The 26,871-nt window shown below is 57.4% G+C and carries 24 protein-coding genes and 1 tRNA gene; 15 read left to right on the top strand and 10 right to left on the bottom strand.

The window, feature by feature from the left end:
- The first annotated feature begins 292 nt into the window (after positions 1-292).
- From BLM14_RS09935 to prfB, 3 genes are all read left to right on the top strand, one after another.
- Positions 293-1,498, top strand: coding sequence for an N-acetylmuramoyl-L-alanine amidase (locus tag BLM14_RS09935; RefSeq protein WP_418314229.1), 1,206 nt, complete (start codon positions 293-295; stop codon positions 1,496-1,498).
- A 262-nt stretch (positions 1,499-1,760) separates the two neighbouring features.
- Positions 1,761-4,220, top strand: a complete 2,460-nt coding sequence (locus BLM14_RS09930; protein WP_099999207.1) for a penicillin-binding protein 1A — start codon at positions 1,761-1,763, stop codon at positions 4,218-4,220.
- Between the two features lie 114 nt (positions 4,221-4,334).
- Positions 4,335-5,463, top strand: a protein-coding gene (gene prfB / locus BLM14_RS09925) for a peptide chain release factor 2 (protein ID WP_099999206.1) whose coding sequence is annotated in 2 segments (ribosomal slippage) — positions 4,335-4,403 and positions 4,405-5,463 — 1,128 coding nt in all. Because the reading frame shifts where the segments join, the coding sequence is not laid out codon by codon here.
- A gap of 7 nt (positions 5,464-5,470) precedes the next feature.
- On the opposite strand, the gene BLM14_RS09920 is transcribed toward prfB, so the two are convergent.
- The 4 genes from BLM14_RS09920 to bcp form a co-directional block, all read right to left on the bottom strand.
- Positions 5,471-5,752, bottom strand: a complete 282-nt coding sequence (locus BLM14_RS09920) for a helix-turn-helix domain-containing protein (protein ID WP_099999205.1) — start codon at positions 5,750-5,752, stop codon at positions 5,471-5,473.
- Between the two features lie 21 nt (positions 5,753-5,773).
- Complete coding sequence (locus BLM14_RS09915; protein ID WP_418314177.1) at positions 5,774-6,067, bottom strand: type II toxin-antitoxin system RelE/ParE family toxin; 294 nt, start codon at positions 6,065-6,067, stop codon at positions 5,774-5,776.
- Between the two features lie 129 nt (positions 6,068-6,196).
- On the bottom strand, positions 6,197-7,477 hold the full coding sequence (locus BLM14_RS09910; RefSeq protein ID WP_099999204.1) for a M23 family metallopeptidase: 1,281 nt from the start codon (positions 7,475-7,477) through the stop codon (positions 6,197-6,199).
- A 107-nt stretch (positions 7,478-7,584) separates the two neighbouring features.
- Entirely contained in the window at positions 7,585-8,058 is a 474-nt protein-coding gene (gene bcp / locus BLM14_RS09905) for a thioredoxin-dependent thiol peroxidase (RefSeq protein WP_099999203.1), read from the bottom strand.
- A 229-nt stretch (positions 8,059-8,287) separates the two neighbouring features.
- On the opposite strand from bcp, the gene BLM14_RS09900 reads away from it, so the two are divergent.
- The gene (locus BLM14_RS09900) at positions 8,288-11,596 is read left to right on the top strand and encodes a YhdP family protein (RefSeq protein WP_157929511.1); all 3,309 of its coding nucleotides are present in this window, start codon (positions 8,288-8,290) and stop codon (positions 11,594-11,596) included.
- A 205-nt stretch (positions 11,597-11,801) separates the two neighbouring features.
- On the opposite strand, the gene tyrS is transcribed toward BLM14_RS09900, so the two are convergent.
- Positions 11,802-13,055 carry a tyrosine--tRNA ligase gene (tyrS, locus tag BLM14_RS09895; RefSeq protein WP_099999201.1) on the bottom strand — a complete coding sequence of 418 codons (1,254 nt, stop codon included), beginning with the start codon at positions 13,053-13,055 and terminating at the stop codon, positions 11,802-11,804.
- Between the two features lie 129 nt (positions 13,056-13,184).
- On the opposite strand from tyrS, the gene BLM14_RS09890 reads away from it, so the two are divergent.
- Entirely contained in the window at positions 13,185-14,285 is a 1,101-nt protein-coding gene (locus BLM14_RS09890; protein WP_237143503.1) for an anhydro-N-acetylmuramic acid kinase, read from the top strand.
- On the opposite strand, the gene BLM14_RS09885 is transcribed toward BLM14_RS09890, so the two are convergent.
- On the bottom strand, positions 14,282-14,956 hold the full coding sequence (locus tag BLM14_RS09885; protein WP_099999199.1) for an alpha/beta hydrolase: 675 nt from the start codon (positions 14,954-14,956) through the stop codon (positions 14,282-14,284). The genes BLM14_RS09890 and BLM14_RS09885 overlap by 4 nt on opposite strands.
- Before the next feature lie 198 nt (positions 14,957-15,154).
- On the opposite strand from BLM14_RS09885, the gene BLM14_RS09880 reads away from it, so the two are divergent.
- The 7 genes from BLM14_RS09880 to BLM14_RS09850 all read left to right on the top strand — a co-directional run bounded on the left by BLM14_RS09880 (position 15,155) and on the right by BLM14_RS09850 (position 22,061).
- Positions 15,155-16,330, top strand: a complete 1,176-nt coding sequence (locus BLM14_RS09880) for a cysteine desulfurase family protein (RefSeq protein ID WP_099999198.1) — start codon at positions 15,155-15,157, stop codon at positions 16,328-16,330.
- A gap of 167 nt (positions 16,331-16,497) precedes the next feature.
- Complete coding sequence (gene sufB, locus BLM14_RS09875; RefSeq protein WP_099999197.1) at positions 16,498-18,024, top strand: Fe-S cluster assembly protein SufB; 1,527 nt, start codon at positions 16,498-16,500, stop codon at positions 18,022-18,024.
- Between the two features lie 11 nt (positions 18,025-18,035).
- The gene (locus BLM14_RS09870) at positions 18,036-18,224 is read left to right on the top strand and encodes a hypothetical protein (RefSeq protein ID WP_133123851.1); all 189 of its coding nucleotides are present in this window, start codon (positions 18,036-18,038) and stop codon (positions 18,222-18,224) included.
- 92 nt (positions 18,225-18,316) lie between these two features.
- On the top strand, positions 18,317-19,072 hold the full coding sequence (gene sufC, locus BLM14_RS09865; protein WP_099999195.1) for a Fe-S cluster assembly ATPase SufC: 756 nt from the start codon (positions 18,317-18,319) through the stop codon (positions 19,070-19,072).
- Positions 19,073-19,083: 11 nt separating this feature from the next.
- Complete coding sequence (gene sufD / locus BLM14_RS09860) at positions 19,084-20,355, top strand: Fe-S cluster assembly protein SufD (RefSeq protein ID WP_099999194.1); 1,272 nt, start codon at positions 19,084-19,086, stop codon at positions 20,353-20,355.
- Positions 20,356-20,397: 42 nt separating this feature from the next.
- On the top strand, positions 20,398-21,639 hold the full coding sequence (locus BLM14_RS09855) for a cysteine desulfurase (protein ID WP_099999193.1): 1,242 nt from the start codon (positions 20,398-20,400) through the stop codon (positions 21,637-21,639).
- Between the two features lie 5 nt (positions 21,640-21,644).
- Complete coding sequence (locus tag BLM14_RS09850; RefSeq protein WP_204252004.1) at positions 21,645-22,061, top strand: SUF system Fe-S cluster assembly protein; 417 nt, start codon at positions 21,645-21,647, stop codon at positions 22,059-22,061.
- Here the strand turns inward: BLM14_RS09850 and BLM14_RS09845 are convergent.
- Positions 22,058-22,633: a hypothetical protein gene (locus BLM14_RS09845; protein ID WP_133123852.1), complete on the bottom strand. Its 576-nt coding sequence runs from the start codon at positions 22,631-22,633 to the stop codon at positions 22,058-22,060. The two genes, BLM14_RS09850 and BLM14_RS09845, sit on opposite strands and share 4 nt — an antisense overlap.
- 126 nt (positions 22,634-22,759) lie before the next feature.
- Here BLM14_RS09845 and sufA point away from each other — a divergent pair, with 126 nt between their 5' ends.
- A complete protein-coding gene (sufA, locus tag BLM14_RS09840; RefSeq protein WP_099999190.1) occupies positions 22,760-23,134 on the top strand; it encodes a Fe-S cluster assembly scaffold SufA in 375 nt (124 codons plus the stop codon).
- Between the two features lie 11 nt (positions 23,135-23,145).
- Positions 23,146-23,466, top strand: a complete 321-nt coding sequence (locus BLM14_RS09835) for a TfoX/Sxy family protein (RefSeq protein ID WP_099999189.1) — start codon at positions 23,146-23,148, stop codon at positions 23,464-23,466.
- A gap of 3 nt (positions 23,467-23,469) precedes the next feature.
- Here BLM14_RS09835 and BLM14_RS09830 read toward each other — a convergent pair whose 3' ends face one another.
- The 3 genes from BLM14_RS09830 to BLM14_RS09820 all read right to left on the bottom strand — a co-directional run bounded on the left by BLM14_RS09830 (position 23,470) and on the right by BLM14_RS09820 (position 26,351).
- The gene (locus BLM14_RS09830; RefSeq protein ID WP_237143502.1) at positions 23,470-23,841 is read right to left on the bottom strand and encodes an NUDIX domain-containing protein; all 372 of its coding nucleotides are present in this window, start codon (positions 23,839-23,841) and stop codon (positions 23,470-23,472) included.
- A 45-nt stretch (positions 23,842-23,886) separates the two neighbouring features.
- Positions 23,887-25,392 (bottom strand): DEAD/DEAH box helicase, encoded by a 1,506-nt coding sequence (locus BLM14_RS09825; protein ID WP_099999187.1) that lies wholly within the window; start codon positions 25,390-25,392, stop codon positions 23,887-23,889.
- A 185-nt stretch (positions 25,393-25,577) separates the two neighbouring features.
- Positions 25,578-26,351: an NAD kinase gene (locus BLM14_RS09820; RefSeq protein ID WP_100001179.1), complete on the bottom strand. Its 774-nt coding sequence runs from the start codon at positions 26,349-26,351 to the stop codon at positions 25,578-25,580.
- A gap of 154 nt (positions 26,352-26,505) precedes the next feature.
- On the opposite strand from BLM14_RS09820, the gene BLM14_RS09815 reads away from it, so the two are divergent.
- Positions 26,506-26,581: transfer RNA gene (locus BLM14_RS09815), tRNA-Thr, on the top strand.
- Positions 26,582-26,871 lie beyond the last annotated feature (290 nt).

The raw sequence follows: 26,871 nt of genomic DNA, 5'->3' as shown, positions 1-26,871 counted from the left end.
GCCGTGACATCAAAGAGCCTGATTCCGGAGGGCAGGAAGTAACCCACCTTTGCTTTTAGGAGGTGTGTCGCGTTATGACAAGGACTTCTTCATAATCCTGTCATTGATGCGCCAAGCACAAAGGGTACCATAAGACATTATTAACCATGGTTCCTTACCTATTAGTCATAGATAGTGTGTCCTGGGCAGGATGCCAATGCATACTGCGTCTGATACAAGTTGTGCCAGCGGGAACTGTCTCCCCGCATCGCACCTGTTGGCAAGAGAGATGAGCGTGATCTGTCGGATATTCATGGCTGCTGCCATCGGCTTTCTTGTCTTTCTACAGGCGGGCGAGCCTTCGCGTGCAGCAGACGAACTGGCAGCCCTGACGTATCAGGTCGCGGGCGACGAGCTGCGAACCCGTATCGTCATCAATTTCGATCGCGAGCCCGACGTCTCGACGATGCTGCTTGATCAGCCGCACAGGCTGGCAATCGACATGCCCAAAGCCGTTTTTGCCTTCGACAAGAAATCAACAGAACCGCGCGGGCTGGTTACGGATGTGCGCTACGGATTAATCGACGATCAGCGCTCACGGCTGATTTTCACGCTCAAAGGCCCTTTTGCCGTCGAGCAGCTTAATGTCATCAAGAATGACAGCAGCCCGGGATACCGGCTTGTCGCGGATTTCGTCGCTTCATCGGACCGCCAGTTCGCCGAAGCGCTGAAGACGCAAAATGCCACCACTGCTTCGACCGAAGGAGCACCGAAAGGCGATCGGCTTGCCGCTGCTGCACCCAATGAGGTCAGCAAGGCGCCAAAGCCGTTCACCGTTGTGATAGATCCGGGCCACGGCGGTATCGACAGCGGCGCGGAAAGCGCGAGCGGCATCATGGAGAAGAATGTCACGCTGATGTTTGCGCAGCAACTGCGCGACGAACTCAGCAAGTTCCCCGGCCTGAGGGTTGAAATGACCCGGAACGGCGATGAGTTTATGCGGTTGACGGAGCGGGTGAGAGTCGCCCGGCAATATGAAGCCGATCTCTTCATCTCCATCCATGCAGATACGATCAACAGGGGCAATATTCGCGGCGCTACGGTTTATACGGTCTCGGACAAGGCCTCGGATGCCGAGTCGCGTGCGATGGCGGATCGTGAGAATCGTTCGGATGCGGTCGCAGGGATTACATTTGACAACGAGACGCCGGAAATTGCCGACATTCTCATGGACCTGACTCGCCGGGAGACGCATACTTTTTCGTTGAGCTTTGCCAAGACCGTGGTGAAATCGCTGAAAAAAGACGTCAACATGATCAACAATCCGCATCGCTTTGCCGGATTCCAGGTACTGCGCGCGCCGGACGTTCCCTCCGTTCTCGTAGAAATCGGTTATCTTTCCAATCCGGAAGACGAGAAACTGATGCTTGATCCGGCCTGGAGAGGTCATGTGGCCGAAAGACTTGCTTCGGCCGTAGGCGAATTTGCCGGCAAGAAGACCGCTGGCGCGCTCAACTGAGCGTTCTGACGTTCCGCACGAAATCGCCCATCTTGGCGTTGCCGAAACTCCACAATTGGTATTTAAATTGTGAACACGAACGGGTTCTCCTTGCCTTTGTCACATTTGTCGCCCAATTGCGTCGATGAACTACCGGCCTTGCTTTGGACGATTGCCGGACCAGGAACACCTCTGATCGGTGTTTTCCACGAAGCAATCTGCATGGATCGGATCATGTATTGATAGTATACATGCCAACAGGTGAAATGGGTTCCGCATACAAATGATACGCTTGATCGGATATTTTTTCGGAATCGGCACGGTCATGGCGCTTCTGGCGGCGGGTGCTGTTGCGCTCTATGTCGTCAACATGTCCAAGGACTTGCCTGATTACGAAGTTCTGGCGAAGTACGAGCCGCCGGTCATGACCCGTGTCCATTCTTCGGACGGTTCGCTGATGGCTGAGTTTGCACGCCAGCGCCGTCTCTATCTGCCGATTCAGGCAGTGCCCGATCGCGTCAAGGCAGCCTTCATTTCAGCCGAGGACAAGAATTTCTACCAGCATCCGGGTGTGGATATCGGCGGTCTGGCCCGCGCGGTCGTCACCAATATCCAGAATTGGGGCTCCCGGCGTCCGGTCGGTGCATCGACCATTACCCAGCAGGTGGCAAAGAACTTCCTTTTGAGCAACGACCAGACCATCGGGCGCAAGGTCAAGGAAGCGATTCTGTCGTTCCGCATCGAGCAGGCTTATTCCAAGGATCGCATTCTTGAGCTCTACCTCAACGAAATCTTCTTCGGTCTGAATTCTTACGGCATTGCCGGTGCCGCGCTGACCTATTTCAACAAGTCGGTCAATGAGCTGACGGTTGCCGAAGCGGCCTATCTCGCCGCGCTTCCCAAGGGACCATCCAACTATCATCCATTCCGTCAGCCGGAGCGGGCTGTTGAGCGCCGCAACTGGGTGATCGATCGCATGGCCGAAAACGGCTATGTCACGATGGAAGAAGCCAAAGAGGCCAAGGCGGAGCCGCTGGGCGTCACGCCGCGCCATACCGGCAACTATCTCTTCGCTTCCGAATATTTCGCCGAGGAGGTCCGGCGCCAAATCATTGCCCGCTACGGCGAGAATGCGCTTTATGAAGGCGGTCTGTCCGTTCGCACAACGCTCGATCCTAAAATGCAAGTCATGGCGCGCGCCGCACTGCAGCATGGCCTGTTCAAATATGACCATGCGCGCGGCTATCGCGGTGCTTACAAGACAATTTCAACCAATGGCGACTGGGGCATCCCACTCTCCGAGATCAAGGCTTTCTCCGATGTCCCGGATTGGGAACTGGCCGTTGTTCTTGAAGTAACGCCGGAGCAGGCGATCATTGGGCTGCAGCCGGAGCGCGACGCCTCCGACAAGCTCGTCACCGAGCGCAAGAAGGGAACCATTGATGCCGCTGACGTCAAATGGGCCTTCCGCCTGCTCAATGACGACAAGCGCACCACCGCCAAAACTCTGGAAAATGTCTTCAATGTCGGCGATGTGGTCTTCGTCCAGAAGAAAGAAGGCAGCGAGACGGCTTTCGATCTCCAGCAGGTTCCGAAGATCGAAGGCGGCGCGGTGGCGATGGATCCGCATACGGGCCGCGTTCTGGCAATGGTTGGCGGCTTCTCCTTTGCCGAATCCGAGTTCAACCGCGCCACACAGGCGATGCGTCAGCCGGGATCGTCGTTCAAGCCCTTCGTCTATTCAGCAGCGCTCGACAACGGCTACACCCCCGCTTCGGTCGTGCTTGACGGTCCGATTTCGGTGGATCAGGGCGGCAGCCTTGGCATATGGGCACCGAAAAACTATGGCGGAAAATTCGCAGGACCGTCGACGCTGCGCTACGGCATCGAGCAGTCGCGCAATCTGATGACTGTGCGGCTCGCCCAGGACATGGGCATGAAGCTGGTTGCCGAATATGCCGAGCGGTTCGGCATTTATGACAAGATGCTGCCGGTGCTCGCCATGGCGCTCGGTTCGGGCGAAACGACTGTTCTGCGCATGGTCACCGGCTATTCGATCATCGCCAATGGCGGGCGCAAGATAACGCCGTCCATGATCGACCGGATCCAGGACCGCTACGGCAAGACGGTCTTCAAGCATGACGAGCGCAAGTGCGACAACTGCTCTGCTGCCGAATGGAAAGGCCAGGCGGAACCGGAGCTGATCGATGATCGCGACCAGGTGCTCGACCCTATGACCGCCTACCAGATCACATCGATGATGGAGGGCGTCGTTCAGCGCGGTACCGCCACGATCCTGAAGAGCCTCAATCGTCCGATCGCCGGCAAGACCGGAACCACCAACGACGAAAAGGATGCGTGGTTCATCGGCTTCACGCCGGATCTCGTATTCGGCCTTTACCTTGGCTATGACACGCCTGTTCCCATGGGCAAGGGTTTCACCGGTAGCGGTCTTGCAGCGCCAGTGTTCAAGGATTTTGCCGAAGCGGCGCTCCAGGGGCAGCGTTCCGTCGATTTCCGCGTCCCCGAGGGCATGACGGTAATTCCAATCGATCGCAAGACGGGCATGCGCGCATCGCCAGATGGCCCCAACGTGATCATGGAAGCGTTCAAGCCGGGCACAGGCCCAGCCGACAGCTATTCGGTCATTGGCATGGATTCGTTCTCGGAAGGCGCACCGGTCAGCGTGCAATCCCCCAACGTCAATCGCGCGATACAGGGCGGCGGCGGCGGCCTTTTCTGACCGCTTCGATCTCTGAGCTTCATGGAAGCCTGAAGACTTTACATCGCGCGGACCAGTCAATATGGTCCGCCGAAATTTGAAATCCATAAAAAGACAAGAAGGAACGGACAGCCAATGCGCGCCGAAATCGAGACGCTGGTCGACGAGATCAAGCAGGCCATAAGCCTGCTGAGGAGGCATCTTTGACTGGGATACGTCAATCAAACGCCTGGGCTATCTGAACCAGCTTGCCGAAGACCCGTCGCTCTGGAACGATGCGCAGGAAGCGCAGAAGCTGATGCGCGAGCGCCAGCAGCTGGAAGACAGCATCAATTCTATCCGCGCCTTGACCCAATCTCTGGAAGACAACATCGAACTCATCGCCATGGGCGAGGAGGAGGATGACAAGTCGATCGTTGCCGAAGCTGAAGAAGCGATTCGCAGCATCAAGCAGGAGGTCGATCGCCGTCAGATCGATACGCTGCTTTCCGGTGAAGCGGATGCCAACGACACCTATCTCGAAGTCCATTCCGGTGCCGGCGGTACGGAGAGCCAGGACTGGGCGTCGATGCTCCTGCGCATGTATACGCGCTGGGCCGAACGCAAGGGCATGAAGGTTGAACTGCTCGAAGTACATTACGGGGAAGAGGCGGGCATCAAATCCGCGACAATTCTCGTCAAGGGGCACAACGCGTATGGCCTTCTGAAGACCGAGTCCGGTGTGCACCGGCTGGTGCGCATCTCGCCATATGATTCCAATGCGCGCAGGCACACATCGTTTTCCAGCATCTGGGTCTACCCGGTCGTCGACGACAATATCGACATCGCGGTGACGGAAGCCGATGTCCGTATCGATACCTATCGAGCGTCGGGTGCGGGCGGTCAGCACGTCAACACGACGGACTCGGCTGTCCGTATCACCCACATCGCAACCGGTATCGTCGTACAATGTCAGGCTGAGCGCTCACAGCACAAGAACCGCGCCACGGCATGGTCGATGCTGCGCGCCCGCCTCTATGAGGCCGAGCTCGAGAAACGCGAACAGGCGGCGGATGCGATTTCAGCCTCCAAGACCGACATCGGCTGGGGTCACCAAATCCGTTCCTACGTGCTGCAGCCCTATCAGCTGGTGAAGGACTTGCGCACCGGCGTTGAGAGCACGAGCCCGCAGGATGTGCTCGACGGCGATGTCGACATGTTCATGGAGGCGGCGCTGGCACATCGCGTGCATGGTACGGATGTGGAAGTGGAAGACATTGCCTGACCACGCGTCAGGCTGCTTCCAGTTCAATATGAACCCGGCGGCCAAGGGCTGTGGCGATATTCACTAGCGCGTCGAGTGAGAAGCGCGACACGCGGCCACGCAACAGATCGTTTATGCGCGGTTGCGTGACGTCACAGTGGGTTGCCGCGTCGATCTGCTTCCAACCCTTTTCTTTGATGATGTCCGCTATCTGTCTCATCAATTCGGCTCTCGCCCGCAGATTTGCAGCTTCAGCCGGTGTATCGGCAATCGCGTCCCATACGCTGTCAAAGGTTTCCGTTTCGATCATTCAGTTGCCTTTTCAATTTTCTCAGGCGAGCCTGATCTCCTGCGCCCGAGTGGTTTGCGTCTTCTTCTGGAAAACACTTAGAACACAGACCGCGTCTGGCATCTTTGCCGTGTAAATTAGTCTGTAAGTCCCGCTATCATCCCATATCCTGATTTCTGCGACACCCCTGCTGATGGAGGGCATCGGCTTGTAGTCGTCAGGCTCCTCACCGCGCTGTACCTTGTCCAACTGGTATCCAGCGTCTTGCCTGGCAAACGCAGGAAAATCACGGAGGCGCTTGATGGAGTCTCCAAGAAATTTTAATTGCTTAATCATTAAAATATACTGCTTTGGATATAAAGGCAAACTGGCTGAAAAGAGCTGTTTTAAAAAGCAAATAGCTTGAATGGAGCGGTCATTGTTTCATGACTCACTTCCTTGAAAAATTATATCTTCTGCTTAAGCCTAAAGTTCCGCCGCAATTTGCCGGCCAATGGTCAAATAGCTTGCCGGGTTGATTGCGTTGCCGTTCTTGCGAACCTCATAATGCAGGTGAGGGCCGGTGGAACGGCCGGTACTGCCGACCTTACCGAGAACATCGCCCGATTTGACATGCTGGCCGACACTCACGAGGATTTGGCTCATATGGCCATAGCGCGTGGACAGGCCGTTGCCGTGGTCCACCTCGACCATATTGCCGTAGCCGCCGGTGTAGTCGGCTGCCGTCACCGTTCCATTGGCTGTGGCCAGTACGGAGCTTCCGGAAATGGCGCGAAAATCCATGCCTGAATGAAAGGCCATCATCCCGAGAAGCGGGTCTTTTCGCACGCCAAAGGGGCTCGAGACCGGCATGCCGGGGGCTGGATTGGCGATCGGAACGGCCTTCGCGAGAGCCTTGGCCCCCTCAAGTCGCGCAAGAGCCTCATCAAGATCAACAAGCTTCGTGTCAAATCCGGCGGCGGGACTTGTGCTAGCCAGAAGCAATGGGCCGCCGGCGCCCGACTTATCATCGTCCAGAACCGGTTTGACGCCGGTTGCTGCCAGCGCTTCCATGATCTTGTCGGCGCTTTCATAGGCGGTGTTCGACAGCATCTGTATCTGTTTGGTTTGCCGAGTTTCAATGGCGTTCAGGGAATGGTCGACAGAATCCAGGAGTTCGGCCTTATCGACGCTGGTCTTTGCCTTGTCATCGCGCGGCGCGGGCTTGCGTGTTGAAGTCGTCGGTCCTGTTATGATCGGATCTATGCCATAGAAGCCATCCGCATCGTCTGAGTTCACCACGTCCTGGCCGTCGCGATCCATGACGAGGTCGGCGCCCGCTTCTGCCGGCACAGCGGTTCCGCCGCGCGCTGCACGTTCGATCACTGGCGCAAGCTTGTCATGCCGTTCGCTCAGTGCTTTCTGCCGTTGAATGAGTTCGGCGACTTTGCCATCCATCATTTTCTGATCGAGCAACTGCCGGCTCGTGACGCGGTCAAGTTGCGTGCGCAGTGCCGCGATGCGGTCCTCGTAGGCCTGCTGCAGGCGGGCCTGCCGCGCGACACTGCCGCTTATGAGGTCGTCGCGGAAGACGAGATAGGACGTTGCGAGGAGATAGCTGCCGGCGAGGCCAAGAGCGAGGGTGCCGCCAAGAAGCGCCGCCCAAGGCCTGACAGTGAAATGACGGATGGTTTCGCCCCGCGCGATGATGATCGTGTGGGGCTCTTTCGTGGCGCCGAAGATGCTGGGATTTTTGATCTTCTTCATTGCGGCTACGTCCGTCGATTTGCAGCTTCAATTTATGAAAACATTACACTCTGTTAGGGTTAACAAACCCTGACGGGGCAGTGCGTTTCACTCAAAAAACGTGCAAATTATGCCTGCAGAGCCCTGGTTGCTTCGAGTACCTCGGCCGCATGACCCGGAACTTTGACCTTGTTCCAGACTTTCGCGATCTTGCCGTCCGAATCGATCAGGAAGGTTGTCCGCTCCACGCCCATATATTTACGGCCATACATGCTCTTCTCGACCCAGAGCCCGTAGGATTCGATGATGGCCTTATCCTCGTCGGCAACCAGCTCAACCTTCAGGTCGTGCTTTGTCTTGAACTTGTCGTGCTTCTTGACGGGATCCGGCGACATGCCGATGACTTTTGCGCCAAGCTTTTCAAATTGCGGTTTAAGCCCCGAAAACTCGATCGCTTCCTGCGTGCAGCCGCTGGTATTGTCCTTGGGATAGAAATAGAGGACGACCGGATTTCCGCGTAAACCTGAAAGGGTAATCGTGCCGCCGCCATCGCGCGGCAAGGTGAAGTCCGGAGCATTGCTGCCAATATCCAAAGCCGTCATAGGAATGCCTTTCTTTTGATTATTGAATGCGCGCCTCAGTTACGCAACTATAGAGAGGCACGGGAATCGTCTACGGTTTCCCAATTGATTCCTCAATTGGCTTGGGAATTTGACAGAGAAACCGGAAAAAGTCCGTTTTACAAAGCGAGACTTCACAAAACTGCATCATTACCCTTCGGCTTTCGAGCAAGGCGAGGTTCCCGTGGTGATGCCGCCAAGGCGATCTCGCGTGCGATTCGTCTGTGGTGCCGCTTCCTCCTTCCTGATTCTGATTGCTGTACTTGCCGGAATCGCCTTCGTGATTCTGCGCGTTGGCGTTGGAGGCGAGGCGTTGACGCAGCGCGCTCAGCAGGCGCTGAAGACGGTCCTTGGCCCGGAAGCCGTCGCGACGATCCAGTCCGCACAGATTTCGCTTGATAAGCGCCGCCACGTCGCCCTCGAAGCCCGAAACGTGAATATTGCCGACGCCAAGCGTGGCATCGAGATCAACAATGTCCGCTCGGTCCGCATCGGTCTGGCGACCCTGCCGCTGCTGCATGGAAATGTGCAGGTAGAGCGGCTCGAACTGGACGGCGCGCAGATCAAGGTGACGTCGCAAGTCCCCTTCGATTTCATGGCTCTCGTGCCCATCGATGACCGCGGCCTGGTCGATCTCGATGGCGCGACAAATGCGATCTTCGCTGGCCTCGAGAGCGCGGTCTCCCTGCTCGACCAGCGCGAGACACGCGACATCACGATTTCAGATACGTCGTTTGATTTCACGATTGCCGGAGCGCCGGAGCGCCTGCGCATCGTCAATCTCGATCTGTCGGAGGCGGGTGGGCCGGTGTCAATTAAGGGCACGGTGGAATGGCGAGGCAAGGAAATCGATATTGCCGCTCAGGCCAAACGTTCGGCAGTTGGCGAAAAAATCGAAGCCTTCTCGCTGGCTATCAGCAAGATCCCGCTGGTCGGCAAGTTTGGCCAGGCACCTGTTCCCGACATGGACGGTATCAAGCCGGACGGAGCATATCTTGCCTATGCTAACGAAGCCGAGGTGAAGCTGGACGGAATCGCCGCGACTGCGTCCGAACCTTCACGTGTACGGGGTGCGCTCAATATAGGTGAGGGGCTGGTTACTGTCGGCAATGTCGACGACATGGACGTCGGGACCCAGATCAATTTCGAACATGTGTCGGGCACCGACAAGATCGAGATCAAGCCGTCCAACATTCATTTCGGCGCTTTCAAGGGTGTCGTCGAGGGTGCGGTAGGGCCGGAGCCACGCCCGGCGGACGCAGCTGTACAGGCCAATCCCGGCTACCGGTTCGAATTGATCACGCAGCAGGCGATTTCGGCGCCGAAGGACTCCACCGAACCGGCACTGGCGTTCAATGCGCGGGTTGCTGGGCGGTATGATCCGGCGCAAAAGCAGTTTGATGTCTCCCAAATCGCCGTGCGCGGCAACGGCGAAAGCGAACTCTACGGCCAGGCCGGTGCGACCTTTGGCAAGGGCTCGCCCGCCATGACCCTGGATTTGCGCATCCCCAAAATGCCGGTTTCCCACGCCAAGCAGCTGTGGCCGGTCTGGGTTGCCACGGGAGCCCGCCGCTGGGTGCTGGAAAATCTCTATGGAGGCACAGCGAAGGATAGCAGGATCGACGTGATTTTTGCTGCCGGGCGTTTCGACGGACCGGGAAAACCGCCGCCGCTGAAACCCGATGAGGTCCAGGTCGATTTTGCGATCGAAAATTCACGCTTCGATATCGTTGGTGATCTGCCGCCTGTTCGCAATGCCGATGGGAAGATCAGCGTGCGCGGCGCCTATACGACCATCAATCTGGAAAAAGGTTCGTCGTTTACCCCGAACAATCGCGAGGCGCGGATTGTTGATGGCACGCTCATCATTCCGTGGGGTCCGCAAAGGCCGGTTCTGTCCGAACTGGACCTCAATCTGGAGGGAGATGCTTCTGCAGTTGCGGAAATCATCGGCTTCAAACCGATCAATGGTCTGAAAAACCTTCCCTTTGCTCCGGAAGACATCAAGGGCAATGTGAAGACCCATGTCCTTGTGACATTCCCGGTTACGCGCCATTCGCCGGAGGGCAGCCTTAAATGGTCGGCCGACATGGCGCTATCCGATGTTTCGATTGCCAAGAAGATCGACGGGCAGACAATCTCCGATGCCGATGGAACACTGTTCGTCACGAAAGACGAGGCGCGCATCGATGCCAGGGCGCAGCTCAATGGCGTACCGGCTGAAGTGAAGCTGTTCGAGCCATTGGGAGGCAATACAGCCAAGCGTGAACAGAGCGTAACGCTCCAGCTCGATGACAAGACCCGCAATGCACTGTTTCCGGCGCTCGATCCGCTGCTTGCCGGTCCGATATCGGTCGATATCGACAAGGCTGCCGACGGCTCGCGGCTCGCCACAGCCGATCTGACAAAGGCCGAAATCAAGCTGGCGCAACTGGGCTGGACCAAGGGGGCCGGGGTCAAGGCGAGCGCCAAATTCGCGCTGCAGCAGGACGGCGACAACGTCAACATCCGAGATCTGGATGTATCCGGCGACACATTTCGTTTGCGTGGCGATGTGAAGGTCGTGGGTGGCGATCTGACCTCCGCTGATTTCAGCAATGTAAAGCTCAATCGCGGCGACGATATCGCCGTGAAGGTCGCCCGGACAAAGTATGGGTATCGTGTCGATGTAAACGGCACATCCTTCGACGCACGCCCTTTGCTCAACCAGATCACCGACAAGAAACAAAAAGGTGCCGATAGCGATAGCAAACAGCGTGTCCTCGTCAATGCGGACATTGACGAGGTGGCGGGGTTCTATTCGGAAAACTTCCGCAATGTTTCGCTGTCCTATGAAGGGGTAGGTTCCAACGTCTCCGGTCTTGCATTCAACGCGATAACGAAATCCGGGCAAAAGGCGATTGCCACGGACAGTTCCGAAAGCGGCGCACGGTCCATCAGCCTCCAGTCAAAAGATGCCGGCGCGGTCCTGCGCTTCTTCGGCTTCTATGACAAGATGTCGGGCGGCAGCATCAGCGTCGCGCTGGATTCCAAGGGCGACGGCCCGTTGCGCGGCCAGGTCGATGCGCGGAACTTCACGCTGGTCAATGAACCCCGTCTTGCCAAGCTCGTTTCCACTTCGCCGAACGGCACAAGCCTGAACGATGCGGTGCAGAAGAATATCGACGTTTCGACAGTCACATTCGATCGCGGTTTCTCGCAGATCGAAAAAGGCTCGAACTACATCAATCTCGCCAATGGCGTCATTCGCGGCTCGACCATCGGCACGACATTCCAGGGCGTACTCAGCGATCCGCAGGGCAATATGTCCCTCACTGGAACATTCATGCCCGCCTATGGCCTCAACAGCATGTTAAGCGATCTACCCATACTTGGACTGTTCCTTGGCAATGGCCGTGATCGCGGGCTGATCGGCATCACTTACAAATTGTCTGGCCCGCTGAAGCAGCCGCAGATCACCGTCAATCCAATCTCGGTGATTGCGCCTGGTATTTTCCGCTCGATCTTCGAGTTTCAGTAGAAAGCCCGCTTATCTCGCCCCTTGTGGGGAGAAAGCGATTTCAGCATCTTGGCGCTTGCTAAGTGCTAGAAATCGCCAGAGAGGGGATTCAGCGCGATAGATGCAATCCCCTCACTTGGATTTTCTAAGGATTTAGCAAAGAGGCTAATCCAAGAAAATCCTTTCTCTCCCGCAAGGGGAGAGATTATCGGCATCGACTGCCGTGCTAGACCGGCCGGACCAGAATGTGCTTCTTCTTGCCGAGCGAAAGCTTGATGACGCCGTCGGCAGTAACGTCGGACGTCCCAACTTTAGCCTTTTCGTCGGCAATGCCGAGGTCGTTGACCCGCACTGCGCCACCCTGGATGTGGCGGCGGGCTTCGCCGTTCGATCCGGCAAGGCCTGCCTTGACGAGAAGTGTCAGGATCCCGATTCCGGCTTCGAGTTCACCGGTGGCGATCTCGATGGTCGGCAAATTGGTTGCCAAAGCGCCTTCCTCGAAGGTTTTGCGCGCGGTTTCCGCTGCTTCTTCGGCCGCGGCACGACCGTGAAGCAAGGCTGTGATCTCCGTCGCCAGAACCTTCTTTGTCTCGTTGATTTCCGCGCCGCCCAGGGAGGCGAGCCGGGTAATCTCGTCCAGCGGCAATGTCGTGTAGAGCTTGAGGAAGCGCTCGACGTCGGCATCTTCCGTGTTGCGCCAGTATTGCCAGAAATCATAGGGGCTGAGGAGATCGGCGTTGAGCCAGACAGCGCCGTTCAACGACTTGCCCATCTTGGCGCCCGACGAGGTGGTCAGAAGCGGCGAGGTGAGGGCGTAGAGCTGCGGCGTCCCGAGGCGATGGCCAAGGTCGATACCATTGACGATATTGCCCCATTGATCCGAGCCCCCCATCTGCAAGCGCAATCCATAGCGCTTGTTCAGCTCGACGAAATCATAGGCCTGCAGGATCATATAGTTGAATTCGAGGAAGGACAGCGACTGCTCACGATCGAGGCGCTGTTTTACCGAGTCGAAGGACAACATGCGGTTGACGGAAAAATGCTGACCGACATCGCGCAGGAATTCGAGGTAGTTGAGCGGCAACAGCCATTCGGCATTGTTGACCATCAGCGCGTCTTTCGGACCATTGCCGAAGCTCAGGTAGTTCGAGAAAACCCGCTTGATGCCATCGATATTGTGCTGGATGGTTTCCGGCGTCATCAGTTTGCGCGCCTCGTCCTTGAAGGAGGGGTCGCCAACCATGCCGGTGCCGCCGCCCATCAGGGCGACCGGACGATGACCAGTCTTTTGCATCCAATGGAGCATCATGATCTGCAACAGGCTGCCCGCATGCAAGCTGGAGGCTGTCGGATCAAAGCCGATATAGGCTGACACGGTTTCCCGGGCGAAGAGCGCATCCAGACCCGCATCGTCGGAGGTCTGATGGATGAAGCCGCGCGTGGAAAGCGTGTGCAGAAATTCGGATTTGAAGGCAGACATGGACATTTTCCTGATTGAATCGGCGTGCACGAAATGCGTGCCGTGTGAGACGGAGCCGTTTAACATCATTCTTTATCGAATCACAAGAAAGGCAGTGTCTTGGCAGCGATACGGCGTGCAATCGGACTGATGAGCGGTACCTCCATGGACGGAATCGACATCGCCCTCATTGAAACCGACGGCGACGCCGAGGTCCGGCGGGGTCCTTCGGACTTCGTGCCGTATGAAACTGCGTTTCGGCGCCAGATCGAAGCCGGTCTTGAGGATGCGAAATCGATCAGGACAAGAGACCAGCGTCCAGGTTTGCTGGGAGCTGTCGAAAAGGAACTGACGAAGCGCCACGGCGGCGCCGTGCTCAAGTTCCTGTCTGATCATAAGATCGGCAAGAATGACGTTGATATTATTGGCTTTCATGGACAGACGGTCCTGCACCGGCCTCTGGAAAGCCTGACCGTTCAGCTTGGCGACGGCAAGATGCTGGCTGATATGACGGGCATTCCGGTCGTCTATGACATGCGGGCCAATGACATGATACATGGCGGGCAGGGCGCGCCCCTCGTGCCGGCTTACCATCAGGCGTTTGCAGCCCGCATTCCCGCCGAACTCGGCAAGGGAAAGCCGGTCGTCTTCGTCAATATCGGCGGCATTTCCAACATCACGATCATTTCAGGTGGTGACGACCCGATCGCTTTCGATACCGGACCGGGCAATGCGCTGATCGACCAATGGGTGTCGGACAAGGCGGGGATCGCCTACGACGCGGGCGGTTCGATCGCCAGCGAGGGCCAGATCATTGCCAATGTTGTTACGCGCTATCTTACGAAACCATTCTTTGACCTCAAACCGCCCAAATCGCTGGACCGCAATGACTTTACCCTTGCAGATCTTGGCGATCTCGAGCTGGCGGACGGAGCGCGGACTCTGGCGCGCGTTACAGCCGAGGCGATCCTCAAGGCCAGTGCCTATGCGCCGGAAAAGCCATCGCTCTGGATCGTTTGCGGCGGCGGACGCAAGAACACGACGATCATGAACGATCTTGCGGAAGGCGCTGCGACCACCAAGGCAAAAGTCATTGTTGCGGAAGATCTGGGGTTCAACGGCGATTCAATGGAAGCCGAAGCCTGGGCCTATCTCGCCGTGCGGGCGCTGGATGGATTGCCGCTGACATGGCCGACTACCACCGGCTGCAACGCCCCCGTGTCCGGGGGCGTGCTCGTAAAGCCTTCTTAGCGCAGGCGCTTCGGCTTGGCCTCGACCAATTCGCCATTCAGGCGGCGATCAAGATAGTCGGAGCATTCAGCAATGACTTCGTCGGTCATGCCGGAGAAGAAGTGGTTGGCACCGACCATCGTCCTCTGGGTGATGGTGATACCCTTCTGCGTCTTCAGCTTGTCTACCAGGCCCTGGACATCCTTGGGCGGTGCGACCTTGTCCTGATCGCCATGAAGGATCAGGCCGGAGGAGGGGCAAGGGGCGAGGAAGGAGAAATCATAGGTGTTGGGCTGTGGAGCGACGGAGATGAAGCCTTCGATCTCGGGGCGGCGCATCAGCAGCTGCATGCCGATCCAGGCGCCGAAGGAATAGCCGGCGACCCAGCAGGTCTTGGAATCCGGATGCAGCGACTGCACCCAGTCTAGTGCGCCAGCGGCATCCGACAATTCGCCCGAACCATGATCGAACTCACCCTGGCTGCGGCCAATGCCACGGAAGTTGAATCGCAATGTCGTAAAACCGCGCTGCTGGAACATGTAGAACAGATCGTAGACGATCTTGTTGTTCATGGTCCCGCCAAACTGCGGGTGCGGATGGAGGACAATCGCAATCGGGGCATTTTTTTCCGTCGAAGGCTGATATCGGCCCTCAAGACGTCCCGCTGGTCCATTGAAAATTACTTCAGGCATGTATACTCCACTTTGGCCGTAGGGCGGTTCTTGACAGGCCGGGCTTGACGGCAATCAACAGCACCCATAAAACCAGTTTAGAACCGTTCAAAACTGGTGTAGAATTTTATCTCGAAGCGGCTTAATAGGCTGGTCCGAGGCTGAATTTCAAGAAAATTGCGCTTTTCGACTGCGCAGAGTTCAAAAGAATAGGATGGCATGGCCACCAATCGCACCTATCTGGACTATAATGCAAGTGCGCCGCTGATCCCGGCGGCGCGCGATGCTGTCGTCCATGCCCTTGTGCAGACAGGCAATCCGTCATCCGTTCATCAGGAAGGCCGTGCCACAAAGGCAATTCTTGAAGCAGCGCGCCGCGAAGTGGCTGCCCTCGTCAATGCCAAGCCTGATCATGTGGTCTTTACATCGGGTGCCACCGAGGCAGCTTCAACCCTGCTGACCCCGCATTATGTGATGGGGCGGGCGCCGATGCGCCTGTCGCGGCTCTATGTCAGTGCGAGCGAACACCCTTGCATGCTTGCCGGCGGTCAGTTTTCGGCGGAGCAGATCGATAAAGTGCCAGTGGGTGGCAATGGCTTGCTCGATCTTGAGCGTTTGCGCGCGCTTCTTGGCTCGCATGATCGCAGCCAGGGCCTGCCTCTGGTTGCCGTGCAGGCAGCGAACAATGAAACGGGCGTGTTGCAGCCGATCCCAGCAATCGGCGCGCTCGTGAAGGAGTTTGGCGGGCTGTTCGTGGTTGACGCGGTTCAGGCTGCGGGGCGTATTCCACTTGATATTGCAACATGTTCTGCCGATTATCTCATCCTGTCTTCGCACAAGATTGGCGGACCGAAGGGTGTAGGCGCAATTGTCGCCGTCTCCGATCTTGTGATGCCGAAGGCGCTGGTTCGCGGCGGCGGACAGGAAAAAGGCCATCGCGCCGGCACGGAAGCCTTGCCGGTGATTGCCGGTTTTGGCGCGGCTGCGCGCGTGGCCAGGGAGCGTCTGAATTCCGGTGGCTGGCCGGCACGAACTCGCGAGACGATAGAGCACAGTATTCGCGCGATCGCACCGGACGCCATAATCTACGGCGAAAACGTCGAGCGGCTGCCTAACACCACCATGTTCTCGCTGGCGGAAATGAAGGCGGAAACCGTGCAAATCGCTTTCGATCTCGGCGGAATTGCGCTATCGGCAGGTTCTGCCTGTTCCTCGGGAAAAGTCGGCCCCAGCCATGTGCTGGCAGCGATGGGATATGGCGATGGGACCGGTGGTCTGCGGGTCTCCACGGCGCCGGAAACCAGCGAGGAAGACATCACGCTTTTCCTCGATGCGCTGAAAAATATCGTCGCGCGGCGCGACCGGTCGAAGCCGGCTGCAGCCGATGCGGCGTAGAGAATTTCGATTATTGGCAAATAATAGCCGGTAATTGCAAAAAATCCGGTGAATACCGGTGTTAAATCGTGCAATTGCACATTACATAGAGGCAAATATTCAAGACGACATACGCCTTGACGTTTGCAACTGCGGGACCTTGAACCCCGCGTGGATGGAGAACGCCAATGCCTGCCGTGCAGGAAACTATTGATCGTGTCCGTACGCTGGACGTGGACCAGTACAAATATGGCTTTGAAACCCTTATCGAAATGGATAAGGCGCCGAAGGGCCTGAATGAAGATATCATTCGCTTTATCTCTGCCAAGAAGAACGAGCCGGAATGGATGCTGGAATGGCGTCTGAAGGCTTATGAACGCTGGCTGACGATGGAAGAGCCCACTTGGGCACGCGTGAATTATCCAAAGATCGACTTCCAGGACATGGTTTATTACGCCGGTCCAAAGAACCAGACCGGTCCGTCTTCGCTTGCCGATGTCGATCCGGAACTGCTGCGCACCTATGAAAAGCTCGGAATTCCGCTGAAAGAGCAGGAAATCCTGGCTGGTGTGCGCAAGGTTGGTGAACCGAGCCCGGATGATGAAGAAGAAGCGAGCGACAATGTCTACAAGTCCGGCCGCGTCGCGGTGGATGCCGTATTCGACAGCGTCTCGGTCGTCACCACGTTCAAGGCGGAACTTGCTAAAGCCGGTGTCATATTCTGCTCGATCTCGGAAGCGATCCGCGAACATCCCGATCTGGTGAAGAAGTATCTCGCAACGGTTGTCCCGGTTTCGGATAATTTCTACGCGACGCTGAATTCGGCTGTCTTTACCGACGGCTCGTTCGTCTATGTGCCGAAGGGTGTGCGTTGCCCGATGGAGCTGTCCACTTACTTCCGCATCAATGAGCGGGATACAGGCCAGTTCGAACGGACACTGATTATTGCCGAAGAGGGCGCTTATGTGTCCTATCTCGAAGGCTGCACCGCGCCGCAGCGCGACGAAAACCAGCTGCACGCAGCGGTCGTCGAGCTGATTGCGCTGGACGATGCCGAGATCAAGTATTCGACGGTGCAGAACTGGTTCCCTGGCGACGCGGAAGGCAAGGGTGGCATCTACAACTTCGTCACCAAGCGTGGCGATTGCCGCGGCGTCAATTCGAAGATTTCCTGGACGCAGGTCGAGACCGGTTCGGCGATCACCTGGAAATACCCGTCGGTTATCCTGCGCGGCGACAATTCACGCGGCGAGTTCTATTCGATCGCCGTTTCGAATGGTCATCAGCAGATCGACAGCGGTACCAAGATGCTGCATCTCGGCAAGAACACGTCGAGCCGCATCATCTCCAAGGGTATTTCGGCCGGCAAGTCGAACAACACCTATCGCGGCCTGGTTTCGGCGCATCGCAAGGCCGAAAACGCCCGCAACTTCACCCAGTGCGATTCACTGCTGATCGGCAATGACTGCGGTGCGCATACGGTGCCCTACATCGAGGCAAAGAACGCCACGGCGCAGTTCGAGCACGAGGCAACCACCTCGAAGATCTCCGAAGACGCACTGTTCTATGTGATGCAGCGCGGTATTCCGGAAGAAGAAGCAATTGCGCTGATCGTCAATGGTTTCGTCAAGGAAGTCATTCAGGAGCTGCCGATGGAATTTGCGGTTGAAGCGCAAAAGCTCATCGGCATCAGCCTCGAAGGCTCAGTCGGTTAATGGCCCCGGTCATGAAGGAAGAGCTCGACCGACTTCGCAGGCGCTACAAGGAGCTGGGCGAAGTCATCGACGACCTGACGGATACGTTGGGTCATGCTTCCTCCGCGACCGAAAGTGTCCTCGAACCAGAGCTGATAAGGGCGCGCAAGGAGCTCTCTTCAGTGGTCGAGCGGCTCAAGAGCCTGAGCGGCGAGAGTTGATAGTTTGGATGGCGTGGGCCATCGACTGACAGGATCAAGATTTATCATTGGGATCGCCAAGGCTGATCCTCGGAATTCGAAAAGGTAGTACTATGCTGGAAATCAGAAACCTTCATGCGAAGATCGCAGACACCGACACCGAGATCATTCGTGGTCTGAACCTCACCGTCCAGGCAGGCGAAGTCGCGGCGATCATGGGGCCGAACGGTTCCGGCAAATCGACGCTGTCCTATATCCTCGCAGGCCGCGAAGACTACGAGGTCACCGAAGGCGACATTCTCTACAACGGCGAATCCATTCTCGAGCTCGACCCGTCCGAGCGCGCCGCCAAGGGCATTTTCCTGGCATTCCAGTACCCAATGGAAATACCCGGCGTTGCGACAATGGAATTCCTCAAGGTGGCAATGAATTCCCAGCGCAAGGCGCGCGGTGAAGAGCCGCTGAAAATTCCGGAATTCATCTCCCGCGTGAAGACCGCTGCCGCGTCGCTGGACATGGATATTGCCATGCTCAAGCGCCCACTCAATGTTGGTTTCTCCGGCGGTGAGAAGAAGCGCGCGGAAATCCTGCAGATGAAACTGCTGGAGCCGAAGCTCTGCGTTCTCGACGAGACCGACTCCGGCCTCGACATCGATGCTCTGAAGATCGTTGCCGATGGCGTCAACGCTCTGCGTTCGCCAGACCGGGCCGTGATCGTCATCACCCACTACCAGCGCCTGCTCGACTATATCGTGCCGGACAGCGTGCATGTTCTCTACAAGGGCCAGGTAATCAAGTCGGGTGACAAGAATCTTGCGCTTGAACTGGAAGAAAATGGTTATGCCGATATTATCGGCGAGGCCGCTTGAGGAATAGTGTCATGAATGTTCATACAGGACGCCAGCCCACAGCCGCTGAATCGGCGCTGGTTGACGCTTTCGTCGACCGGATGGGCGATCTGCCCGGCGATGGCGAGATCGCCGGTGCCCGCGACAACGCCATCGAGGCGTTGAAGACGCAGGGCCTGCCGTCGCGTCGCGTCGAGGCCTGGCACTATACGGACCTGCGCACGTTGCTGCGCAGCGTTGCCGCCTATGACGAGACAGCTGGAACGAATGCCTTGCCGCCGGTTATTGCCGGCTCTGCTGTGGCTACCGTTTCCAATGGTGTGGCTCTTGTTGCCCCGCGCGTTGAAGGCGTTGAATTCACGAAATTCAGCGAAAAGCTGATCGATGGCTCCGTCATCAGTCAGCTTGCCATTCGTGACGGCGACGATGCGATCGGCCAGATCAATGCGGCCTATGTCACGGACGGCTGGGCGGTATCGTTTGCCGATGACGTGGAACTGGAAGCACCGCTCGAACTGCAGAACGCGCAGCTGCGCGGGCAGGGGCATGTGCGTTTTCCGGTCAAGTTCGGCAAGGGCGTCAAGGCAACGATTATCGAACGCCAGACCGGCGGCGACGGCGAAGGTTTTTCGACGAGCGTCAGCAATGTAACGGTTGCCGACGATGCCGAAATTACCTGGATCATCCTGCGCGAGCAGGGCGTCCATGCCACGCAGCTGGCACAGTTCACTGCAACGCTCGGTGCCAACGCCAAACTGACGCTTTATGTCGTCAATGCCGGCGGCAAGCTTGTCCGGCAGGAAGTGCATGTGCTGGTGAAGGGCGAAGGCTCCGACTTCCAGCTTCGCGGTGTCAATCTGCTCGGCGGCGACAGCCACACCGATGTGACGATGACGCTCGGCCATCTGGTCGAAAACACCACATCGGTGCAGATCATCCGCAACGTGGTGACGGACCAGGCACGCGGCGTGTTTCAGGGGCAGATCAAGGTCAACAAGATCGCCCAGAAGACCGACGCCCGCATGGCCTGCAACACGCTGCTGCTTTCGGATGATGGCGAATTCGATGCCAAGCCGGAACTCGAGATCTTTGCCGACGATGTGGCCTGCGGCCATGGTGCGACTGTTACCGAAATCGATGGCAATCACCTGTTCTATCTGCGGGCGCGCGGCATTCCGGAAAACGAAGCACGTGGCCTTTTGATCAAGGCTTTCGTTGCTGAAATCGTCGAGGAGCTGGAAAACGAGCCACTGGTCGAGGCGCTTGAGGCGATTCTCGAAAAATGGCTCGCCACCCACGTCTGATCGATCGAACGCAGCCAAATTTACACGGGAAAGCGCGGCAATATGGATACGAAGATCATTCAAAGCAGCTACGACGTAGAGGCTATCCGCCGCGATTTCCCCATACTGTCGCGGGAAGTCTACGGCAAGCCGCTGGTCTATCTCGACAATGGCGCCTCGGCTCAGAAGCCGCAGGCTGTCATCGATATGATCACGCATACCTATTCGAATGAATATGCCAATGTGCATCGCGGCCTGCACTTCCTGTCGAACGCAACGACCGATGCCTATGAAAAGGCTCGTGAAAACGTTCGCCGGTTCCTGAATGCCGGTTCGGTTGACGAGATCGTGTTTACGAAATCCGCCACCGAAGCGATCAACACGGTTGCCTATGGCTATGGCATGCCAAACATCGGCGAAGGTGACGAGATCGTGCTTTCGATCATGGAGCACCATTCCAACATCGTGCCGTGGCATTTCATTCGCGAACGTCAGGGTGCGAAGCTCGTCTGGGTGCCTGTCGATGATCAAGGTGCATTCCACATCGAGGAATTCGAGAGCCGGCTGACCGACCGTACAAAGCTTGTCGCCATTACCCATATGTCGAACGTGCTTGGCACCGTCACGCCGATCAAGGAAATCGTCCGCATCGCCCATGCGCGCGGCATTCCCGTGCTGGTCGACGGCAGCCAGGGCGCGGTACACCTGCCGGTGGACGTGCAGGATCTCGGCTGCGACTGGTACATTTTCACCGGACACAAGATTTATGGTCCATCCGGTATTGGCGTGCTTTATGGCCGCAAGAACATGCTGGAATCGATGCGGCCCTTCCAGGGTGGCGGCGAAATGATCGAAGAGGTGACGGAGGATATCGTCACCTACAATCATCCTCCGCACCGCTTCGAAGCGGGCACTCCGCCGATCGCCCAGGCGATCGGGCTTGGCGCCGCGATCGAGTATGTCGAGAAGATCGGCCGCGCGGCCATTCTCGCGCATGAGGAAGATTTGCGCGATTATGCGCATGAGCGGCTGCGCCAGATCAATTCCTTGCGTATTTTTGGCGATGCCAAGGGCAAAGGCGCCATTATTTCCTTCGAACTCGAAGGCATACACGCGCATGACGTGTCGATGGTGATCGACCGTGCCGGCGTTGCCGTTCGGGCAGGGACACATTGTGCTCAACCACTTTTGAAGCGCTTCGGCGTCACTTCGACATGCCGTGCCTCATTTGCCATGTATAATACGATAGACGAGATCGATGTTCTCGCCGATGCGCTGGAAAAGGCGCGGAAATTCTTTGGGTGATGACGATGACCGACAAAGTCGAGACACTGGAAAAAGAAGAAGCGCCGATCGCTGATGCCGGTTCCGTACATACCGGGGTCGGGACAGCGTCCGTATCTGCCATTCCCGCCGAGGAACTGGCACGCATGACCGATGACATCATCGGCGCGCTGAAAACTGTCTACGACCCGGAAATTCCGGCCGATATCTATGAGCTAGGCCTCGTCTACAAGATCGACATCGAAGATGACCGTTCGGTGAAGATCGAAATGACGTTGACTGCCCCGGGCTGCCCCGTCGCGGGTGAAATGCCGGGCTGGGTGCAGGATGCCGTTAGCGCGGTGGAAGGTGTCAGTTTCGTCGATGTTACCATGACCTTCGATCCGCCCTGGACACCGGACCGCATGTCGGAAGAAGCGCAAGTCGCCGTCGGCTGGTACTAAGGAGCTTCGCAGCCTTCCGGTACGCTTTCCTCGAAAGGCTTTTCGGATTTCTCCAGGGTTCCGTCGAGTATGGATAGCGGCACGTATGGCACGCCCTGAATCGCCGGGTTGGCGAGCTTGAGGCGATAGCAACCATTGAAGACCGTAACAGTGCCATCCTTGCCTTCGGACTTGATCGCCAGGGGCTGGCTCCAAAAGGCGGAACCGGCGGCGCCTTCGCCCACGGCCTTTCCGAACTGCACCTCCACCGATGCGGTGGTATCATAGCCCGCCTGGAATTGCGGGAAGGGCTGCGGCGGATTGTCGGGAGCGTAATAGCTATAGGCGCGGGCGTATTCTCCCCGGTTGATCGCGTTGTAATAGGACAGGATCAGCGTTTCCGGCGTACTGCGATTGTCGAGATATTCCGGCGGTGTCTGGCTCGCGGCTGATTCCTTTGGCGCGGGCGTTTCGGTGGGGGCAGGCTCTGTCGCCTTTGGCTGTTCCGGCTGTTTCGTTTCCTGGGCGAAAGCCGGCGCAAGGTTGAGCGTCAGCGAGGCTATGCTGCAAAGAACGAGATGGCGATAGTTCATGATTTCAGCCTTCTGCCAGTCGAGTTTGTTGGTCCGGGACAGTTTGAACACTTGCGGTGACGGTTGTGTAACACTAACTATGTCATTGAATGATCGTTCCGCGATCACGAAGAAGAGAGATGAGAAATGGGTCGTTTTTCTGTCATGACGTTGACTGACGCCGCCGCACAGCGCGTAAGCGACATTGTGGCGACGCGCGAGAATGCGCTCGGCATTCGCGTCGGCATCAAGAAAGGCGGCTGCGCCGGCATGGAATATATGATCGACCTCGTGACGGAAGCGAAAGCTGGCGATGATGTCGTCGAAAAGGACGGCTCGAAGGTCTTCGTCGCGCCGGAAGCTGTTCTCTACCTCCTCGGCACGCAAATGGATTTCGAAGTGACAAAGCTGCGCACAGGCTTCGTCTTCAACAATCCCAACCAGACCTCTGCCTGCGGCTGCGGCGAATCGGTTGAACTCACACCGGCAAAGCCCGAAGCCTTGGCTTCCGCCGCTTCCTGACCTTTTTCGTTATGGACAATGACGCAATCGAGGATCTGTTTTCAGGCCTCGGTCCTGTCACCATCAAGCGCATGTTTGGCGGCAAGGCGGTATATTTCCAAGGGCTGATTATCGCGCTTGAAGTTCAGGATGAAATTCTCCTGAAGGCCGACGAGGTTTCGGCGCCCGCTTTCGAAGCTGCTGGCTCCAGACAATGGCGCTATGAGCGCAAATCGAGAAAACCCGTCGATATGCCGTACTGGTCTATTCCCGAAGATGCTTTCGACGATCCTGACATCATGACTGAATGGGCCAGGCTTGCCCACGAGGCGTCATTGCGCCGGGCAAAGTAACGCTCACGCCAGTCCGCGCTGCCGAACCAGGTCGATGGCGTGCAGCGTCGGCAAGGTCAGGCGTTCCGGCAGATCGTCGAGGGAGAACCAGTCGATCCCGCCATGTTTGTCGGGTTCGAGCAGCTGCATCTCACCGGAATAGCTCTGCGCCAGGAACAGGACACCCAGCCAATGCTGCTGTTCATCATGGAAGAGTTGTTCGCTGAGGCCGAGGAGCGCGATCGCTCCAGCCTGAAGCCCGGTTTCCTCGAAGGCCTCGCGGCGGATAGCCTGTTCGGCGGTCTCCAGAAAATCCACCTTGCCGCCGGGAATGCCCCAGGCACCGGCCTCAGGGCTCTTCTTGCGCTGTAGCAGGAGGATATGGGCGTCTTTCAAGAATACGATTCCGCATCCAACGCCCGGTAGCTGCACGAGAAAACCTCAGACTTTGGTGTCGATCAGCATGAAGGCAGGGATCTCATCACCGAAACCAACCGGCGCTGAACCCATGTCGTCGCGGTCGCGGCGATGATCGCGACGCGGTTCGGTATGCGGGACGCGAGCGCGGCGCTGCTCGTTATCGGCCTTGATCGCGGCTTTTTGCGGCTTTTCCGCGGTGCGCACGATCGGTTGCTCCTCGACTGGCTGAACTTCGGCTTCCTTCGCCCGTTCGGCGGCAGCGATGATATCGATTTCCGACTGCGGTCGCTCGCGTTCGCGGCCTTCATTGCGTGGCCGGCGTTTCGGCTCAGGTTTACCTCGGCCGCGGCCACGGCGCGGTGCCTCATCCGGTTCCGTCGAGACGGGCAGGGTGGACAGATCGCCATCGTGCCAGATGATATCCTCGCCAATCAGCTTTTCGATCGACGCCAGATATTTGGTATCGGCCGGCGTCACCAGCGTGAAAGCCTTGCCCGAACGCCCGGCGCGGCCCGTACGGCCGATGCGGTGCACGTAATCTTCCGAATGGATCGGCACGTCGAAATTGAACACATGGCTGACGTCCGGAATATCGAGCCCGCGTGCGGCGACGTCGGAAGCAACGAGAAGCTTGAGCTTGCCATCCTTGAAGCTCGCCAGCATCGTGGTGCGTGCGCGCTGATCCATGTCGCCATGCAGGGCGCCGGCATCGAAATCGTGCTTCACGAGCGAGCGGAAGAGCTCGGAGACATCTTTCTTGCGGTTGCAGAAGATGATCGCGTTCTTCAGGCCTTCGTCCTCGGCGCGGATCAGGTCGCGCAGCACGGCGCGCTTTTCCCAATCCTTCTTGCCGGATTTGACCAGCTTCTGTTCAACCGTCTTGGCCGTCGTTGCCGCCTTGGCAACTTCGATGCGGACGGGTGAATGCAGGAACTGTTCCGTCAGCTTGGTGATTTCCGGCGGCATGGTGGCCGAGAAGAACAGCGTCTGGCGGGTGAAGGGGATCAGCTTGCAGATGCGCTCGATGTCCGGGATGAAACCCATGTCGAGCATGCGGTCGGCCTCATCGATGACGAGAATATCGACAGCGCTCAGGAGTAGCTTGCCGCGCTCGAAATGGTCGAGCAGGCGGCCGGGCGTTGCGATCAGGACGTCTGCGCCGCGTTCGAGCTTGCGCAACTGATCGTCGAAGGACACGCCGCCAATCAGCAGCGCGACGTTCAGACGGTGGTTCTTGCCATATTTGACGAAGTTTTCCTCGACCTGCGCAGCGAGTTCGCGCGTCGGCTCGAGGATCAGCGTGCGCGGCATGCGGGCGCGGGCACGGCCCTGTTCCAGCAGCGTCAGCATGGGCAATACGAAAGAGGCGGTCTTGCCGGTTCCGGTCTGCGCGATGCCAAGGACATCCTTGCGTTGCAGCGCATGCGGGATGGCGCCAGCCTGGATCGGTGTCGGAATTGTATATCCTGCTGCTTCTACAGCATTGAGCACTTTCGGTGAAAGGCCCAGATCGGCAAAGGTGGTCAAAGGAGGTTTAACTTTCTATCTGCAGTCATTGCGGTGCGGTCCGTCATCGGCCAAAGCGTCAGACGCTCGAATTGCACAGCGTTTTGCTGCAATGGCGTTACGGCGCGAGCCAGCAAAAGTCAACTCTCAGGTGTGGTCACATTTAAGAGTTTGTTACAATTGTGCGCCATTTTATTCTAATGTTGTCAATAAAGGAACTGTTCCTTGAGAATTCGTTCGTTCCACGAATGGTTCTTGTCAAACAGAATGGTCGCCCGCAAATGAGATGCTTCCTCGACTGTGACGGATAGAACGGACTTTACTTCCGTATGATCGGCGACGGCATTGACCGGCCGTTTTTCCGGTTCGAGAATATCGAAACGCACCGTCACCCGGTTGGGCAGGAGAGCCCCGCGCCAGCGGCGGGGGCGAAAGGCGGAAACCGGGGTGAGGGCGAGCAGCCGCGCATCGAGCGGGATGATCGGCCCCTGCGCGGAGAGGTTGTAGGCGGTGGAGCCGGCGGGCGTTGCCACCATGACGCCGTCGCAAATCAATTCTTCCAGCCGCACCTTGTCATCGACGGTGATCCTGATCTTCGCAGCCTGGTAGGACTGGCGCAGCAGGGAGACTTCATTGAGTGCAAATGCCGTAAACTCGCCGTCTTCGACTGACTCCGTGACCATCTTCAATGGCCGGATCGTCTCGGCATGCGCTGCCTCCACGCGCTCCTTCAACCCGGCTTCGCTGTACTCATTCATCAGGAAGCCGACGGACCCGCGGTTCATGCCGTAGATCATCTTGCCCTGGTTCATGTAATTCTGCAGCGTCTGCAGCATGAAACCGTCGCCGCCAAGCGCAACGATGACATCGGCGTCCCTTGCTTCGGCGTGACCGTAAATCCGGGCCAGATCGTGCTGCGCCTCGTCGGAATCCGGCGTGCCTGAGGAAAGAAAAGCAAATGTTTCGATTTTCCGGTTCATGGCTGCCTGCATGCGCGAATGACTGAGGACGTATCGCCTAGCACGCCGCGACTGATCTGGCAAAACGCCCGGCGATCAAAAAAACTGTAAAATTATCGCGCGGGGCTGTTTTTTCGTTTTACAGATCGGAGGTTTGTGCTAATCGGACGCCGCTGCCCTTGTAGCTCAGTTGGTAGAGCATCTGATTTGTAATCAGAGGGTCGGGAGTTCGAGTCTCTCCGGGGGCACCAAAAAACCTCAACAAAATCAAATAGATAATGGCACTCTCAGGCGCGCAACTGTAGGCCGCATTGCGGCAAATCGCATTTTTTGCCTTGTAGCGAAATGATCTGCTTCCGAAGCCATCCTGCCACCCTTGACCAGAATCGCGTTCCTTGGCCCACTGTGACCGAATGCGGTGGAATCGTTTCTCGACCGCTTATGAAAAGGTATTGCGTGGATGAACAGGGGATGACGGGGTTGCAGCCCTTCCGTGCACCCGGACTATCTCGATAGGGCCTTCCCCGCATGAGAGGGATTG

Origin of the sequence: Phyllobacterium zundukense (assembly GCF_002764115.1) — a bacterium.
Taxonomy (GTDB): domain Bacteria; phylum Pseudomonadota; class Alphaproteobacteria; order Rhizobiales; family Rhizobiaceae; genus Phyllobacterium; species Phyllobacterium zundukense.
Note: the sequence above shows the minus strand (reverse complement) of the source record. Positions and strands in the feature narration are given on the sequence as shown.

Excerpts from the sequence above, each read along its gene's own strand:
- BLM14_RS09870 (WP_133123851.1), top strand. The coding sequence starts at position 18,036 with ATGAAGGAAGAGCTCGACCGACTTCGCAGGCGCTACAAGGAGCTGGGC.
- sufC (WP_099999195.1), top strand. The coding sequence starts at position 18,317 with ATGCTGGAAATCAGAAACCTTCATGCGAAGATCGCAGACACCGACACC.
- BLM14_RS09920 (WP_099999205.1), bottom strand. The coding sequence starts at position 5,752 with ATGATCGAAACGGAAACCTTTGACAGCGTATGGGACGCGATTGCCGAT.
- sufD (WP_099999194.1), top strand. The coding sequence starts at position 19,084 with ATGAATGTTCATACAGGACGCCAGCCCACAGCCGCTGAATCGGCGCTG.
- bcp (WP_099999203.1), bottom strand. The coding sequence starts at position 8,058 with ATGACGGCTTTGGATATTGGCAGCAATGCTCCGGACTTCACCTTGCCG.
- BLM14_RS09850 (WP_204252004.1), top strand. The coding sequence starts at position 21,645 with ATGACCGACAAAGTCGAGACACTGGAAAAAGAAGAAGCGCCGATCGCT.
- BLM14_RS09820 (WP_100001179.1), bottom strand. The coding sequence starts at position 26,351 with ATGAACCGGAAAATCGAAACATTTGCTTTTCTTTCCTCAGGCACGCCG.
- tyrS (WP_099999201.1), bottom strand. The coding sequence starts at position 13,055 with ATGTCTGCCTTCAAATCCGAATTTCTGCACACGCTTTCCACGCGCGGC.
- sufA (WP_099999190.1), top strand. The coding sequence starts at position 22,760 with ATGGGTCGTTTTTCTGTCATGACGTTGACTGACGCCGCCGCACAGCGC.
- BLM14_RS09910 (WP_099999204.1), bottom strand. The coding sequence starts at position 7,477 with ATGAAGAAGATCAAAAATCCCAGCATCTTCGGCGCCACGAAAGAGCCC.
- BLM14_RS09855 (WP_099999193.1), top strand. The coding sequence starts at position 20,398 with ATGGATACGAAGATCATTCAAAGCAGCTACGACGTAGAGGCTATCCGC.
- BLM14_RS09890 (WP_237143503.1), top strand. The coding sequence starts at position 13,185 with ATGAGCGGTACCTCCATGGACGGAATCGACATCGCCCTCATTGAAACC.
- BLM14_RS09845 (WP_133123852.1), bottom strand. The coding sequence starts at position 22,633 with ATGAACTATCGCCATCTCGTTCTTTGCAGCATAGCCTCGCTGACGCTC.
- BLM14_RS09835 (WP_099999189.1), top strand. The coding sequence starts at position 23,146 with ATGGACAATGACGCAATCGAGGATCTGTTTTCAGGCCTCGGTCCTGTC.
- BLM14_RS09880 (WP_099999198.1), top strand. The coding sequence starts at position 15,155 with ATGGCCACCAATCGCACCTATCTGGACTATAATGCAAGTGCGCCGCTG.
- BLM14_RS09935 (WP_418314229.1), top strand. The coding sequence starts at position 293 with ATGGCTGCTGCCATCGGCTTTCTTGTCTTTCTACAGGCGGGCGAGCCT.
- BLM14_RS09885 (WP_099999199.1), bottom strand. The coding sequence starts at position 14,956 with ATGCCTGAAGTAATTTTCAATGGACCAGCGGGACGTCTTGAGGGCCGA.
- BLM14_RS09915 (WP_418314177.1), bottom strand. The coding sequence starts at position 6,067 with ATGATTAAGCAATTAAAATTTCTTGGAGACTCCATCAAGCGCCTCCGT.
- sufB (WP_099999197.1), top strand. The coding sequence starts at position 16,498 with ATGCCTGCCGTGCAGGAAACTATTGATCGTGTCCGTACGCTGGACGTG.
- BLM14_RS09930 (WP_099999207.1), top strand. The coding sequence starts at position 1,761 with ATGATACGCTTGATCGGATATTTTTTCGGAATCGGCACGGTCATGGCG.